Raw genomic sequence first — 15,004 nt, forward strand, 5'->3', positions numbered from 1 at the left:
CCATCTTAATCGACTTCATGCGTTAGCCTAAATGCTCCCCGCCGCACACGCCGTGCACTTCTGCGGTAACGTAACTGGATTCCTGGCTTGCCAGATAGACATACACCGGCGCCAGCTCTGCCGGTTGGCCGGCCCGCTTCATTGGCGTCTGCTGGCCAAACTGCGGAATTTTATCCTGGGTTTGACCGCCGGAAATTTGCAGCGCTGTCCAGATAGGGCCAGGCGCGACAATATTCACGCGAATTCCTTTTTCCGCCACCTGTTTCGCCAGGCCACGGCTGTAATTGAGGATTGCCGCCTTGGTTGCCGCATAATCCAGCAGGTGCGGACTGGGCTGATACGCCTGGATAGACGACGTCGTGATAATACTGGCGCCTTTTGGCAGCAGCGGAATCGCTTCCTGGGTTATCCAGAACAGAGCAAAAACGTTAACGGCGAAGGTTTGCTGAAATTGCTCGCTGGTCAGATCTTTTATCTCCGGGATTGCCGTCTGTTTACCGGCCACCAGCGCCAGAATGTCCAGCCCGCCCAGCGCTTCACGCGCCTTATGGACCAGCGAACGGGCGAAAGATTCGTCGCTAAGATCGCCTGGCAATAACACCGCTTTACGGCCGCACTCCTCAATCAGCGCTTTAACCTGCTGGGCGTCCTCTTCTTCCGCTGGCAGATAGTTGATCGCGACATCTGCGCCTTCACGCGCGTAAGCGATAGCGGCAGCGCGCCCAATCCCGGAGTCGCCCCCTGTCACCAGCGCCTTACGATCTTTAAGGCGACCACTGCCGACATAACTTTTTTCACCACAGTCAGGAACAGGCGTCATTTTCGCCTGGACGCCGGGCGCCGGCTGTTTTTGCTTAGGATACTCGCCGGTGTAATACTGCGTGGTAGGGTCGTATAGATGAGACATTGAGCTTCTCCCTTCAGGTTGAACACCCTTTAAGCGTAGACACTTTTACTACCGTAAGAGGGAGAATCAGAACGATCCTTATGCTTCACCCGTATTCACAACAGAGTTAACTAGCCATGAAGGTTATTTTTCTTGCCGTGCGACGGTGGTGACGTTGCGCGTCCGGTAGTCGCCATCGGAAAGCTTACGCATCAGACGTAAGGTTGCCGTCTCGCGAGCCAGCAGATGCTGCCAGTCACTTTCAAGACGAGACATAATTTTGTCTCGTAATTCAGGATGCTGCTCGATAATAGCATTGATGGTCGCGCCATAAATCTCCTCTTTGACCTGTAACGCATACATCTCTCGTCGGTTTTGCCACTTCAGGCGCACTAACGCCGCCGGTATGGATACCACCTCCTGCGTTACCTTTTCCAGGGTGGCATTTTTACTGGCGATTAGCGCTGCAAGATTTTGCTTTAAGATAAATTCATCACTTTTATGGTTGTCTAAAGCCAAATAAACGTTATTGTCTTCAACTTCTTTCATCTTTATCTTCCAGTGAATAAAATAGCGGCATATCGGTTTCGCGAGTGATTAAATTAAGCCAAATGGCATTGCCTTTTTCATTTATCATTGCGGTTTTATCCGCCAGTATTTTACTTAGCGTTTGGGCATCAATATCGCCTTCTGCCTGTAGTGCGTTTATCAGGCGGGCAAACGTTTCAATTTTAGCCACACAATACAGACGTTCTTTAATATGACGGTCACGTTCTTCAAATAATACGTTTCTGTGTTGCCCGGCAGCGTTAGCGCTAATTAAAATATCGGGCTCGAAATCGCTGAGTTTTGTCTTTCCCTTAGGCAAATTTTTACTGTTTTCTGTGGCTTCAGGGGGCGGCGATGACAGGCGAAAATGAGAGGAAACCAGATGCTCAGGAAGCATGACTAAATATCCTTTACGATCAGTGGTATACTATTTTTAATAGTGTAGGTTTCGTTGACAATAACATGGTGTAATTTTAAAATCAAAAAAAATGGAGCCTGCTATGAACAGTATTTTTTATTCTGTTATTATATTGCTATTACTGACCGGCGCGATACTCTTCCTGATGTGGGAGGTTAATAAAAAACGTCCTGGTGGAAAAGTCGTAAATTTAAATCAAACTGAACCCATGACAAAGGAAGAGGGCGAAGATCATTTCTCAGTATTAATGAATTCGATAACGCCGGTATGGTACTGGCGCGTTAACCATGAATATATCGATTTCCTTCATGCAACGATAAAACGAATGACAATGACTGAGTTGAATGAAACGCCTGGATTATTTGACGCACAGCGTCGTTGCAGCGACCTTAACTCTGCCGTTTATAAGTATTACGACAATATTAAGAAGCGTTGTCTGAACGGAGAAAAGGTGCCGTATTCGGATTTGGACGTCCTTAATTTACGCCAGTGTTTTCGTGAGTTCAGTCTTGAAGCCTACCCGGCGTTGGTCGCGCTGGTATGGCCGGAATATCAGCGCCCACAGGTTAAACCGGATGAGATTTAACTGGCATGTTGATCTGATGTTGCATGGTTGAGATATACTGTTGCTGGTTTTAGTTACCTGACAGGTCCCTATGGAACGCTTTCTTGAAAATGTAATGTATGCGTCTCGCTGGCTGCTCGCGCCGGTGTATTTTGGCCTCTCTTTGGCGCTGATCGCTTTAGCGCTAAAATTTTTCCAGGAAATTCTACACGTTCTGCCGAACGTTTTTGCCCTGGCGGAAGCCGATCTGATTCTGGTGCTGTTATCGCTGGTTGATATGACGCTGGTCGGCGGATTGCTGGTAATGGTCATGTTCTCCGGGTATGAGAATTTTGTCTCTCAGCTGGATATCTCTGCGGGCAAGGAGAAGCTGAACTGGCTGGGGAAAATGGATGCGACTTCGCTAAAAAATAAGGTGGCGGCATCGATAGTCGCTATCTCTTCCATTCACCTGTTACGCGTGTTTATGGACGCGAAAAACGTCCCGGATAACAAATTAATGTGGTATGTCATCATCCATCTGACCTTTGTCCTGTCGGCATTCGTGATGGGCTATCTGGACAGATTGACGCGGCATAACCATTGAGCCGCCGTCAACGGCGGGGCAGTCGGGCAAAGGATACTGAGCCCGGCTGTAAAACAGCGCTTCTTTAACGGCGGATAACCGTCTCCCTGCAGTCTTACGCAATATTTTTACTACATCTATTCATTTACCCAGTAATAAGACTAAAAGATTTTCTCTGCGTTCACAGATATATAACATCTGCGGGTACGTGAACGGCGATAACTGTAAAAAAATGGAGAATGCATTATATATTCTCCGCGCCTTGCCGATAACGAGAGTGCGTCATCGTCTGATGACTAATCTCTTATATTCAGCAAGGAAATTCATATGCGTTTGCTGCAAAACTTTACTATTCGTATGGTCATGCTGACGATACTGGGACTTTTTTGTCTACTCTGGTCGGGGGTGGGGTTATACAGCGTCCATGCTTTATCCGAAGTTTCGGAAGGAAATGATATTGACCGGCATCTTGTGCGGCAAATGACGGTGCTAAGCCAGGGTAACGATCAATATTTCCGCTTTGTTACCCGCCTTAGCCGCGCGATGGATGTAAAAATCGGCGGCGGCACGCCCGATTTTGCGCCCGCCCGGCAGTCGCTCGAGAATATGCGTCAGAAGCTGGAGGAGATGAAAGCGCTATCGCCAGGGCCGATGAACCCTGATATCTCAAGGGAGGTCTTGTCCAACTGGCAGGCCTTGCTGGAGAAAGGCGTCGTTCCTCAAATGCAACTGGCGCAGCAAGGATCGCTAACCGCCTGGAGCGAACATGCCAGTACGGTCACGCCCGCACTCAGTCGCGCGTTCGGCGCCAGCGCGGAACGGTTTAGTCATGAAGCTGGCGCCATGCTGGATAACACACGTGTGATGGTCGATGGTAAAACCTATACCATCCGCATCCTGCTTATCACGGCGGTGATTCTGGGCATTGCTATCCTGATTTTTACCGATCGCTATCTGGTTGCAATGATGGTGAAACCGCTGGAGCGCATCCGTCAGCAATTTCAGCGCATCGCGCAAGGCGATCTTAGCCAGCCGATTGAAGCGTTGGGGCGTAACTGCGTAGGCCGGTTGGTGCCGCTACTACGCGCGATGCAGGACAGTTTACGCGAAGCCGTGAGTACGATCCGCGCCGGAAGCGACAATATCTGGCGCGGCGCGACGGAAATTTCTACCGGTAATAACGATCTCTCTTCCCGAACGGAAGAACAGGCCGCTGCGCTGGAAGAGACGGCCGCCAGCATGGAACAGCTTACCGCAACGGTGAAAATGAACGCCGAACACGCTCGCCAGGCGAGTCAGCTTGCGGATGCCGCCTCGCTAACGGCAGGAAAAGGCGGTGAACTGGTTTCCGATGTGGTAGAAACAATGAACGGTATTTCCGCCAGTTCGCAGCAGATCGCCGAAATTACTACCGTGATTAATAGTATTGCTTTCCAGACCAATATTCTGGCCTTGAACGCAGCGGTAGAAGCGGCCAGAGCGGGCGAGCAGGGACGCGGCTTCGCGGTGGTCGCCGGTGAGGTACGTAACCTGGCCAGCCGCAGCGCGGGGGCGGCGAAAGAAATTGAAGCTTTAATTGGCGAATCGGTATGTCGCGTAGCGCAGGGCGCGCAGTTGGTCCAGGAGACCGGCGCGACGATGGACGCCATCCTGCGCGGCGTCACGGAAGTGACGACGATTATGAAACAGATCGCGTCCGCCTCCGAAGATCAGAGTAAAGGTATTTCTCAGGTTGGCGTGGCGATCACGCAAATGGATAGCGTTACGCAACAAAACGCCGCGCTGGTTGAGCAGGTTTCCGCGGCGGCGGCGGCGCTGGAACGGCAGACGGAGGATTTGCAACGCTCCGTACAGCAGTTCCGGCTTTCCGCTAGTGAGCCGCAACAACGCGTAACGGCGAAAGCGGCGCCTGGCGTTCAGAGAATGGCGTCGGCTCCCGCACAGTCTACTGATGAATGGGTTTCCTTCTGATGTGAAGCAAAAAAGCGCGTAATGCGCTGGCCTTCATTTAACTAGTCGCTATATAATTTATTATATAGCGACTAAGGAGGTCAGATGAATAATCATTTTGGGAAAGGGTTAATGGCCGGGTTGCACGCGCCATATGCATATAGCGCGCATCATGCGGTGAATTTCTGTTCTGAGTATAAACGTGGCTTTGTATTGGGTTTTACACACCGTATGTTCGAAAAGACCGGCGATCGTCAACTTAGCGCGTGGGAGGCCGGAATTCTGACGCGTCGCTATGGTCTGGATAAAGAAATGGTGATGGATTTCTTTAAAGAGAATCATTCCGGGATGGCGGTTCGCTTCTTTATGGCCGGTTATCGACTCGAAGGTTGATCCAACAGGGGTATTATCTTGCTTTAATTAATTACACTATCGCCTCTTCCCTTCGTTTTACTGTTCCGTCGAAGTATTATGGCGCACATAACCATAAAAAAAGTGTGGTAAATGGCGTACCGATCGCAATAACTTCTTCGCGAACAGTGCAAAATAAAAGCCAGGTCTTCGTAACGGAATAACTATAAAATGACTGGAGATAATACTCTCATCACTTCTCACGGCATTAACCGTCGTGATTTCATGAAGCTTTGTGCAGCACTGGCCGCTACTATGGGGCTCAGTAGCAAAGCCGCCGCAGAAATGGCTGAATCGGTATCCAATCCACAGCGTCCGCCCGTTATCTGGATTGGCGCTCAGGAGTGTACCGGTTGTACCGAATCACTGCTTCGTGCTACACACCCAACCGTTGAAAACCTCGTTCTGGAGACCATCTCTCTGGAATACCACGAGGTGCTTTCCGCCGCATTCGGTCACCAGGTCGAAGAAAACAAACATAACGCTCTGGAGAAGTATAAAGGGCAATATGTTCTGGTGGTGGATGGTTCTATCCCACTAAAAGATAACGGTATCTACTGCATGGTTGCCGGCGAGCCGATCGTGGATCACATCCGCAAAGCCGCTGACGGCGCAGCCGCGATTATCGCTATCGGTTCCTGCTCGGCATGGGGCGGCGTTGCTGCGGCTGGCGTAAACCCAACCGGCGCTGTCAGTCTGCAGGAAGTCTTACCGGGCAAAACGGTTATCAATATTCCAGGTTGTCCGCCAAACCCGCATAACTTCCTGGCGACCGTCGCGCATATCATCACTTACGGCACGCCGCCGAAGCTGGATGCGAAAAATCGTCCAACCTTTGCCTATGGCCGTCTGATTCATGAGCATTGCGAACGTCGTCCACACTTCGACGCAGGCCGTTTTGCCAAAGAATTTGGCGACGAAGGCCACCGTCAGGGCTGGTGTCTCTACCATCTCGGCTGTAAAGGGCCGGAAACCTGGGGCAACTGTTCTACGTTACAGTTTTGTGACGTTGGCGGCGTCTGGCCAGTGGCGATCGGTCATCCTTGCTATGGCTGTAACGAAGAAGGTATCGGCTTCCATAAGGGCATTCACCAGCTTGCTCATGTCGAAAACCAAACTCCGCGTTCAGAGAAACCTGACGTCAATATGAAAGAAGGCGGCAATATCTCTGCGGGCGCTGTCGGTCTGCTTGGCGGCGTAGTCGGTCTGGTTGCCGGCGTCAGCGTGATGGCGGTACGTGAACTGGGGCGTCAGCAAAAGAAAGATAACGCTGACTCACGGGGAGAATAACCGTGAACAGACGTGACTTTATTAAAGCAGCCTCCGGTGGAGCATTGCTGTTGGGCGCCGCGCCGTCTGTCAGCCATGCGGCTGCAGAAAACCGTCCGCCGATTCCAGGTTCGCTGGGCATGCTGTATGACTCCACTCTGTGCGTGGGCTGTCAGGCCTGCGTCACAAAGTGTCAGGATATCAACTTCCCGGCGCGTAACCCGGAAGGGGAGCAGACCTGGTCGAACAACGACAAACTGTCGCCGTATACCAATAACATTATCCAGGTATGGCGTAGCGGCACGGGCGTGAACAAAGATCAGGAAGAGAACGGCTATGCCTACATCAAAAAACAGTGTATGCACTGCGTCGATCCTAACTGCGTTTCCGTTTGTCCGGTGTCGGCGCTGAAAAAAGATCCGAAAACCGGCATCGTCCACTATGACAAAGATGTCTGCACCGGCTGCCGTTACTGTATGGTCGCCTGTCCGTACAACGTACCTAAGTACGACTACAACAACCCGTTTGGCGCGCTTCACAAATGTGAGCTGTGTAACCAGAAAGGCGTTGAGCGTCTGGATAAAGGCGGTTTGCCTGGGTGTGTGGAAGTTTGTCCGGCAGGGGCCGTCATTTTCGGTACTCGTGAAGAACTGATGGCGGAAGCGAAAAAACGTCTGGCCCTCAAACCAGGCAGTGAATATCACTATCCGCGCCAGACGTTGAAAACGGACGACACCTATCTGCATACGGTGCCTAAATACTACCCACACCTCTACGGTGAAAAAGAGGGCGGTGGTACTCAGGTGCTGGTGCTGACAGGCGTTCCTTATGAAGATCTGGATCTGCCGAAGCTGGATGACCTTTCAACCGGAGCGCGCTCCGAGCATGTTCAACACACGCTTTATAAAGGCATGATACTACCCCTGGCTGCGCTGGCGGGCTTAACCGTGCTGGTTCGTCGTAATAGCAAAAACGACCATCACGATGGAGGAGACGATCATGAGTCATGATCCAAAACCGCTGGGCGGAAAAATCATCAGTAAACCGGTCATTATTTTTGGACCGTTAATCGTCCTGTGTATGCTCCTTATCGTGAAGCGTCTGGTCTTCGGGTTGGGCTCCGTTTCCGACCTGAACGGCGGTTTCCCGTGGGGCGTCTGGATTGCCTTTGACCTGTTGATCGGCACCGGCTTTGCCTGCGGCGGTTGGGCGTTGGCATGGGCGGTGTATGTCTTTAACCGTGGGCAATACCATCCGTTGGTGCGCCCGGCGTTGCTGGCAAGCTTGTTTGGTTACTCGCTGGGCGGCCTGTCGATCACTATCGACGTCGGTCGTTACTGGAACCTGCCGTACTTCTACATTCCAGGTCACTTCAACGTGAACTCGGTACTGTTTGAGACGGCGGTCTGTATGACCATCTACATCGGCGTGATGGCGCTGGAGTTTGCGCCTGCCCTGTTTGAACGTCTGGGCTGGAAAGTGTCGCTCAAGCGTCTGAATAAGGTGATGTTCTTTATTATCGCGCTGGGCGCGCTGCTGCCGACGATGCACCAGTCCTCAATGGGGTCATTGATGATCTCGGCGGGCTATAAAGTGCATCCGCTATGGCAAAGCTATGAAATGCTGCCGCTGTTCTCGGTTCTGACCGCGTTTATCATGGGCTTCTCCATTGTCATATTTGAGGGTTCGCTGGTTCAGGCTGGCCTGAAAGGAAACGGCCCGGATGAGAAAAATTTGTTTGTTAAGCTGACGAATACCATCAGCGTGCTGCTGGCGATTTTCGTCGTCCTGCGCTTTGGCGAACTGATTTATCGCGACAAGCTGTCCTATGCGTTTGCCGGCGATTTTTACTCCGCTATGTTCTGGATTGAAGTCGTCCTGATGGTCTTCCCGTTAGTGGTGCTGCGTGTGGCGAAACTGCGTAATGACTCTCGTATGCTGTACCTGTCGGCGCTGAGCGCGCTGTTGGGCTGCGCGACGTGGCGTCTGACCTATTCGCTGGTGGCATTCAACCCGGGTGGCGGCTACCACTACTTCCCAACCTGGGAAGAGCTGTTGATTTCTATTGGTTTTGTGGCTATTGAGATTTGTGCATACATCGTACTCATTCGTCTACTGCCGATACTTCCTCCTTTAAAACAAAACGATCATAATCGTCATGAGGCGAGCAAAGCATGAGCCAGAGAATTACTATTGATCCGGTAACCCGTATTGAGGGTCATTTACGCATTGACTGCGAAATTGAGAACGGCGTCGTATCCAAAGCATGGGCGTCCGGCACCATGTGGCGCGGTATGGAAGAGATCGTGAAGAACCGCGATCCGCGCGATGCGTGGATGATTGTGCAGCGTATTTGCGGCGTTTGTACGACAACTCACGCGATCTCCTCCGTTCGTGCGGCGGAAAGCGCGCTGAATATTGATGTTCCCGTCAACGCGCAGTATATCCGTAATATTATTCTGGCGGCGCATACCACCCATGACCACATTGTCCATTTCTACCAGCTCTCTGCGCTGGACTGGGTGGACATTACCTCTGCGCTGAAAGCCGATCCGGAAAAAGCTTCTGCGATGCTGGATGGCGTGTCGAGCTGGCACCTGAACAGCGCGCAAGAGTTCACGAAAGTTCAGAACAAGATCAAGGATCTTGTCGCCAGCGGTCAGTTAGGTATTTTCGCCAATGGCTACTGGGGGCACCCGGCAATGCAGTTACCGCCGGAGGTCAACCTGATTGCGGTCGCCCACTATCTGCAGGCGCTGGAATGTCAGCGTGACGCTAACCGCGTGGTGGCGTTGCTGGGCGGTAAATCGCCGCATATCCAGAACCTGGCGGTCGGTGGGGTGGCGAACCCGATCAATCTCGACAGTATCGGTACGTTGAACCTTGAACGCCTGATGTACATCAAATCGTTTATCGATAAGCTGAGCGATTTTGTCGAGCAGGTGTATAAAGTGGATACCGCAGTCATCGCGGCCTACTATCCGGAATGGCTGGAGCGCGGCAAAGGCGCGGTGAACTACCTGAGCGCGCCGGAATTCCCGACCGACGGTAAAAACGGCAGTTTCCTGTTCCCGGGCGGTTACATTACCAATGCCGATCTGTCGACATACCGTCCGATCACCTCTCACTCCGACGAGTTCCTGATTAAAGGTATTCAGGAGAGCGCGAAGCACGCTTGGTATAAAGATGAAGCGCCGCAGGCGCCGTGGGAAGGCACTACGATCCCGGCTTACGACGGTTGGTCGGATGACGGTAAATACTCATGGGTCAAGTCGCCGACATTCTACGGCAAAACCGTCGAAGTCGGGCCGCTGGCGAACATGCTATGTAAACTGGCTGCAGGTCGTGAATCCACCCAGACCAAGCTCAATGAAATCGTTGCGCTTTATCAGAAGCTGACCGGCAAAACGCTGGAAATGGCGCAACTTCACTCTACGCTGGGTCGTATCATCGGGCGTACTGTTCACTGTTGTGAACTGCAAAACATATTGCAGGATCAATACAACGCGCTGATTGTAAATATCGGCAAAGGCGATTACACCACGTTTGTGAAGCCGAACATTCCGGCGACGGGCGAGTTCAAAGGCGTGGGCTTCCTGGAGGCGCCGCGCGGTATGCTGTCTCACTGGATGGTGATTAAAGACGGTATTATCAGTAACTATCAGGCAGTGGTGCCATCGACCTGGAACTCAGGTCCGCGTAACTTCAACGATGACGTGGGGCCGTACGAACAGTCGCTGGTCGGTACGCCGATCGCCGATCCGGCGAAGCCGCTGGAAGTGGTACGTACCATCCACTCCTTCGACCCTTGCATGGCGTGCGCGGTGCACGTGGTGGACGCCGATGGCAATGAAGTGGTCTCGGTGAAGGTTTTGTAATGCGGATATTAGTCTTAGGGGTCGGCAATATTTTGCTGACCGATGAAGCCATCGGGGTACGTATTGTTGAAGCGTTAGAGCAACGATACACCCTGCCGGATTTCGTTGAGATTCTGGATGGCGGTACGGCGGGAATGGAACTTCTTGGCGATATGGCGAATCGGGATCATTTGATCATTGCCGACGCCATCGTGTCGAAAAAGAACGCGCCGGGAACCATTATGGTACTGCGCGACGATGAAGTTCCGGCGTTGTTCACCAACAAAATCTCCCCCCATCAGCTTGGACTGGCCGACGTATTGTCGGCCCTCCGCTTTACCGGCGAGTTTCCGAAGAAACTGACCCTGGTCGGCGTTATTCCACAGTCGCTGGAACCGCACATCGGCTTAACGCCAACCGTCGAGGCGATGATTGAACCTGCGCTTGAGCAGGTTCTTGCTGCGCTGCGTGAGTCCGGCGTCGAAGCAATTCCTAAGGAGACGGCGTATGTCTGAAACGTTTTCCGGATTCGACACGGCGCCCGTCGCCCGGGTTCAGGCGGCGTTTGAAGAGATAGCCCATCGTTCGATGCACGATCTTTCGTTTCTGCATCCGACTATGCCTGTGCATGTCTCTGATTTTACGTTGTTTGAAGGACAATGGACGGGCACGGTAATTACGCCGTGGATGTTAAGCGCATTAATCTTCCCTGGCCCGGACCAGATCTGGCCCGGGCGTACCGTCGGTGAAAAACTCGGTCTGCAACTGCCTTATGGCACGATGACCTTTACCGTTGGCGAACTGGAAGGCGTTTCACAATATCTTGCCTGCTCGTTGATGTCGCCGCTTTCCCGTAGCCTGTCGCCGGAAGAGGGCGTCCGGCTGGCGGATGACTGCGCGCGGATGCTGTTATCCCTGCCGGTAAGCAATCCTGATGCGCCGCAGACAAGCCGGCGTGCGTTGCTGTTTGGCCGTCGGAGCTGTGAGAATGCATGAGCTGTCTCTTTGCCAAAGCGCCGTTGAAATTATTCAGCAGCAGGCAGAACAGCACGGCGTGGCGCGCGTCACCGGCGTATGGCTGGAGATAGGCGCGCTTTCGTGCGTTGAAGAGCGCGCGGTTCGTTTCAGCTTTGACATCGCCTGCCAGGGAACTTTAGCGCAAGGGTGCGAATTGCACATCGACTACAGACCGGCCCAGGCTTGGTGCTGGGATTGCAGTCAGGTGGTGGAAATTCTCAGGCATGACGCGCAATGTCCGCATTGTCATGGCGATCGCCTGCGGGTGGATACCGGCGATTCGTTGAAAGTAAAAAGTATTGAGGTCGAATAACCCGCATTTTATTTCAGGTGGTTAACTATGTGTATTGGCGTCCCCGGTCAGGTGCTGGCCGTCGGAGATGATATTCACCAGCTTGCGCAGGTGGAAGTGTGTGGCATCAAACGCGATGTCAATATTGCTCTGATTTGTGAAGGTAAGCCAGCCGATCTGATAGGGCAATGGGTATTGGTACACGTTGGTTTTGCGATGAGCATCATTGACGAAGACGAAGCGAAAGCCACGTTAGATGCGCTGCGCCGCATGGAGTACGACATCACCAGCGCGTGATCCCTTAATCACCTCTATTATATCGCTCTATAATCGTTGTATAATTATTTATATATCGATTGTGGGGCGAAACCTATGAATAAATTTTTGCGCCAGCTCTCTCTGCTGGCGTTGCTTTTTTGCTGGCCGTTAATGTCACAGGCGGCGCGTGCTTTTACCGATCAAATTGGCCGCCAGGTCACGGTTCCCGACACCGTCGACAGAGTGGTGGTGCTCCAGCATCAAACGCTCAATCTCCTTGTACAGATGAATGCCACTGACAAAATCGTTGGGGTCATGGCGAACTGGAAACAGCAATTAGGCGACGGCTATGCGCGTCTGGCGCCGGAACTGGCGCAAAAAGCCTCGCTGGGCGATCTAACGCACGTTGATCCTGAAAAACTGGTGGCGCTGCACCCGCAGGTGGTGTTTGTCACGAATTACGCTCCGCAGGAGATGATCGACAAGATCAGCCGTCTTGGCATTCCGGTGGTGGCGATTTCGCTGCGCCATGATGTTGCTGGCGAGCAGGCTAAAATGAACCCGACCCTGGCCGATGAAGAGCAGGCTTATAATCGCGGGCTGCGTGAAGGAATAACGCTGATTGGCGATATCGTCAATAAACCGCAGGAGGCGAAAGCGCTGATTGAGGCGATGGATAAAGGTCGCAAGATGGTCAGCGACCGTTTGCAGTCGGTTCCTGAAAATGAGCGGGTTCGCGCCTATATGGCGAATCCGGAGTTGACCACCTACGGTTCCGGTAAATATACCGGTCTGATGATGGCCCATGCGGGGGCGCTGAATGTAGCGGCATCCTCGGTGAAAGGCTTTAAGCAGGTGACAATGGAGCAGGTGATCGCCTGGGATCCGCAGGTGATCTTTGTCCAGAATCGCTATCCAAAGGTCGTCAATGAGATCCTGCACAATTCCCAGTGGCAGGTCATTGACGCGGTGAAGCATCATCGGGTTTACCTGATGCCGGATTATGCCAAAGCCTGGGGATATCCGATGCCGGAGGCGGTGGGAATCGGCGAACTGTGGATGGCGAAAAAACTCTATCCGGAAAAATTCCACGATATTGACATGCAAAAGGCCGCTAACGACTGGTATCAACGTTTTTACCGTACTGACTATCAGGGCGTACAGTGATGCGAATACTGGCTGCGGGGAGCTTGCGCGTCGTCTGGCCGCAGCTAATGACGGCGTTTCAGGCGGATGCGGTATGTGATTTCGGTCCGGCGGGGCTGTTACGTGAACGCATCGAAGCGGGCGAAGCATGCGACTTTTTTGCTTCGGCGAACCTGGCGCATCCGCAGGCGCTGCTGGAAAGCGGGCGGGCGCTGCGGGTCGCGCCTTTTACGACGAACCGTTTGTGTCTGAGCGTGCGGGCACAGGCGATGCGTGAAGGCGAGGACTGGCTGTCGCTATTAACCCGGCGGGATCTGCGGATCGGCACCTCAACAGCAGGTTGCGATCCTTCCGGCGATTATACGCAGCAGCTTTTTTCGCGGATGGGCAAGGAGGGCGAAGCGATCCGAAAACGCGCGGTAGCGCTGGTTGGCGGCAGGCAGACTTTGCCGTTACCGGCGGGCCGGCTGGCAGCGGAATGGCTCATCAATCATGATTACACCGATATCTTTATCGGCTATGCCAGCTATGCTCCCAGGCTACGGCTGGTTAATTCGCTGCGAGTGGTTGATATCCCGGAACCTTATAATCCCGTGGCTGAATATGGCTTTGCCTGCCTGAGCGAGCAGGGAAAAACGCTTGCCGACTTTTTACTATCAGCACGGGCGAGGTTGATTCTCATGCAACATGGGTTTAGTGAAGCGCCGCATATGACACACTCGCAGAACTGATAAGCGAAGCGTCAGCAGGGAATACCATGCCGGATGACGACATTACTACCTCATCCGGCATCATGGTTTAACTTTGACGTTTATCTTCGGTATGGTTTTCGAAGTCGCTGGCGTCATGGCGTTCGTGAAGCTGTTCGTTCAATGGGCCGTTGGTCCGGTTGACAATGCGCCCCCGCTTTACCGCCGGACGTTCGGCTACCTGTTTCGCCCAGCGTTGTACGTTTTGATAACTTCCGGCATCCAGAAACTCCGCTGCATCATAGACATTCCCCAGCACCACGTTGCCGAACCACGGCCAGATGGCCATATCGGCAATAGTGTACTCTTCTCCCGCGACATACGGGTGGTGAGCTAACTGCTTATCCAGCACGTCCAGCAGACGCTTGGCTTCCATGGTGAAGCGATTAATGGCGTACTCAATTTTTACCGGCGCATAATGATAGAAATGACCGAAACCGCCACCGAGGAACGGCGCCGCGCCCTGTAGCCAGAACAACCAGTTAAGGGTTTCTGTGCGCTTAGCCAGATCCTGCGGCAGGAAATGGCCAAACTTATCCGCCAGATAAACAAGAATTGCGCCCGACTCAAAAACCCGAATCGGCGGGTTGTGTGAGTGATCGCGCAGCGCCGGGATTTTTGAGTTCGGATTGATGTCAACAAAGCCGCTGGAGAACTGATCGCCCTCGCCGATGCGAATCAACCAGGCGTCATATTCGGCGCCGGTCACGCCCAGCGCCAGGAGCTCTTCCAGCATAATGGTCACTTTCTGGCCGTTAGGCGTCCCCAGCGAATAAAGCTGTAACGGATGTTTGCCGACGGGCAGCGTTTTGTCGTGCGTCGGGCCGGAAACCGGGCGATTAATGTTAGCGAACGCGCCGCCGCCGGATTTATCCCACGTCCAGACTTTTGCGGGTTGATAAGTATTATCTGCCATATTGACCTGCCTTCACAGTGGTGGTGTTGAAGCAGTGTAGCAGCTTGCTAGTCGGACATTTAACCGATTGGGACATTCCGGCGAGTGAAATTTTAACCTTCTGGCCTCAGTGTGCCTTATTGAGGTGTATGATTATGTCGACCTCTGTCCGGTTAG

Annotated in this window: 18 protein-coding genes; 14 read left to right on the forward strand and 4 right to left on the reverse strand. The window is 52.8% G+C overall.

The window, feature by feature from the left end; genetic code table 11:
• Window positions 1-22 precede the first annotated feature (22 nt).
• The 3 genes from NA986_RS07625 to NA986_RS07635 form a co-directional block, all read right to left on the reverse strand.
• Entirely contained in the window at window positions 23-907 is an 885-nt protein-coding gene (locus tag NA986_RS07625; protein WP_000019032.1) for an SDR family oxidoreductase, read from the reverse strand.
• A 123-nt stretch (window positions 908-1,030) separates the two neighbouring features.
• On the reverse strand, window positions 1,031-1,435 hold the full coding sequence (locus NA986_RS07630; protein ID WP_000665656.1) for a hypothetical protein: 405 nt from the start codon (window positions 1,433-1,435) through the stop codon (window positions 1,031-1,033).
• Window positions 1,422-1,832 carry a hypothetical protein gene (locus tag NA986_RS07635; protein ID WP_023181550.1) on the reverse strand — a complete coding sequence of 137 codons (411 nt, stop codon included), beginning with the start codon at window positions 1,830-1,832 and terminating at the stop codon, window positions 1,422-1,424. The genes NA986_RS07630 and NA986_RS07635 overlap by 14 nt, the downstream gene beginning before the upstream one ends.
• 103 nt (window positions 1,833-1,935) lie before the next feature.
• Here NA986_RS07635 and NA986_RS07640 point away from each other — a divergent pair, with 103 nt between their 5' ends.
• The 14 genes from NA986_RS07640 to NA986_RS07705 all read left to right on the forward strand — a co-directional run bounded on the left by NA986_RS07640 (window position 1,936) and on the right by NA986_RS07705 (window position 13,914).
• Window positions 1,936-2,439, forward strand: a complete 504-nt coding sequence (locus NA986_RS07640) for an ESA_00282 family adhesion-associated protein (protein ID WP_001534190.1) — start codon at window positions 1,936-1,938, stop codon at window positions 2,437-2,439.
• 70 nt (window positions 2,440-2,509) lie between these two features.
• Window positions 2,510-3,004, forward strand: a complete 495-nt coding sequence (locus NA986_RS07645; protein WP_000439335.1) for a TIGR00645 family protein — start codon at window positions 2,510-2,512, stop codon at window positions 3,002-3,004.
• A 306-nt stretch (window positions 3,005-3,310) separates the two neighbouring features.
• Complete coding sequence (locus NA986_RS07650; protein WP_023216746.1) at window positions 3,311-4,954, forward strand: methyl-accepting chemotaxis protein; 1,644 nt, start codon at window positions 3,311-3,313, stop codon at window positions 4,952-4,954.
• Between the two features lie 84 nt (window positions 4,955-5,038).
• Complete coding sequence (locus tag NA986_RS07655) at window positions 5,039-5,326, forward strand: DUF2623 family protein (RefSeq protein ID WP_001059119.1); 288 nt, start codon at window positions 5,039-5,041, stop codon at window positions 5,324-5,326.
• A 189-nt stretch (window positions 5,327-5,515) separates the two neighbouring features.
• Window positions 5,516-6,634 carry a hydrogenase 2 small subunit gene (gene hybO, locus NA986_RS07660; RefSeq protein ID WP_000145429.1) on the forward strand — a complete coding sequence of 373 codons (1,119 nt, stop codon included), beginning with the start codon at window positions 5,516-5,518 and terminating at the stop codon, window positions 6,632-6,634.
• 2 nt (window positions 6,635-6,636) lie between these two features.
• Window positions 6,637-7,623, forward strand: a complete 987-nt coding sequence (gene hybA / locus NA986_RS07665; protein WP_001081721.1) for a hydrogenase 2 operon protein HybA — start codon at window positions 6,637-6,639, stop codon at window positions 7,621-7,623.
• The gene (gene hybB / locus NA986_RS07670) at window positions 7,613-8,791 is read left to right on the forward strand and encodes a Ni/Fe-hydrogenase cytochrome b subunit (protein WP_000017678.1); all 1,179 of its coding nucleotides are present in this window, start codon (window positions 7,613-7,615) and stop codon (window positions 8,789-8,791) included. The genes hybA and hybB overlap by 11 nt, the downstream gene beginning before the upstream one ends.
• Window positions 8,788-10,491 carry a hydrogenase 2 large subunit gene (gene hybC / locus NA986_RS07675; RefSeq protein WP_023216748.1) on the forward strand — a complete coding sequence of 568 codons (1,704 nt, stop codon included), beginning with the start codon at window positions 8,788-8,790 and terminating at the stop codon, window positions 10,489-10,491. The genes hybB and hybC overlap by 4 nt, the downstream gene beginning before the upstream one ends.
• Window positions 10,491-10,985, forward strand: a complete 495-nt coding sequence (locus NA986_RS07680) for a HyaD/HybD family hydrogenase maturation endopeptidase (RefSeq protein ID WP_023216749.1) — start codon at window positions 10,491-10,493, stop codon at window positions 10,983-10,985. Before hybC ends, NA986_RS07680 begins: the two co-directional genes overlap by 1 nt.
• A complete protein-coding gene (gene hybE, locus NA986_RS07685; protein ID WP_000004951.1) occupies window positions 10,978-11,466 on the forward strand; it encodes a hydrogenase-2 assembly chaperone in 489 nt (162 codons plus the stop codon). The genes NA986_RS07680 and hybE overlap by 8 nt, the downstream gene beginning before the upstream one ends.
• Window positions 11,459-11,800, forward strand: a complete 342-nt coding sequence (gene hypA, locus NA986_RS07690; protein ID WP_000544945.1) for a hydrogenase maturation nickel metallochaperone HypA — start codon at window positions 11,459-11,461, stop codon at window positions 11,798-11,800. The genes hybE and hypA overlap by 8 nt, the downstream gene beginning before the upstream one ends.
• A gap of 27 nt (window positions 11,801-11,827) precedes the next feature.
• Complete coding sequence (gene hybG / locus NA986_RS07695; protein WP_000334887.1) at window positions 11,828-12,076, forward strand: hydrogenase maturation factor HybG; 249 nt, start codon at window positions 11,828-11,830, stop codon at window positions 12,074-12,076.
• A 75-nt stretch (window positions 12,077-12,151) separates the two neighbouring features.
• Window positions 12,152-13,204: an ABC transporter substrate-binding protein gene (locus NA986_RS07700; RefSeq protein ID WP_023216750.1), complete on the forward strand. Its 1,053-nt coding sequence runs from the start codon at window positions 12,152-12,154 to the stop codon at window positions 13,202-13,204.
• Window positions 13,204-13,914: a molybdate ABC transporter substrate-binding protein gene (locus NA986_RS07705; protein ID WP_023216751.1), complete on the forward strand. Its 711-nt coding sequence runs from the start codon at window positions 13,204-13,206 to the stop codon at window positions 13,912-13,914. Before NA986_RS07700 ends, NA986_RS07705 begins: the two co-directional genes overlap by 1 nt.
• Window positions 13,915-13,981: 67 nt before the next feature.
• Here the strand turns inward: NA986_RS07705 and yghU are convergent, their stop codons facing one another.
• Window positions 13,982-14,848: a glutathione-dependent disulfide-bond oxidoreductase gene (gene yghU / locus NA986_RS07710; RefSeq protein ID WP_000774851.1), complete on the reverse strand. Its 867-nt coding sequence runs from the start codon at window positions 14,846-14,848 to the stop codon at window positions 13,982-13,984.
• Window positions 14,849-15,004: the final 156 nt, after the last annotated feature.

The organism is Salmonella sp. NW177 (genome assembly GCF_051811585.1).
Classification (GTDB): domain Bacteria; phylum Pseudomonadota; class Gammaproteobacteria; order Enterobacterales; family Enterobacteriaceae; genus Salmonella; species Salmonella enterica.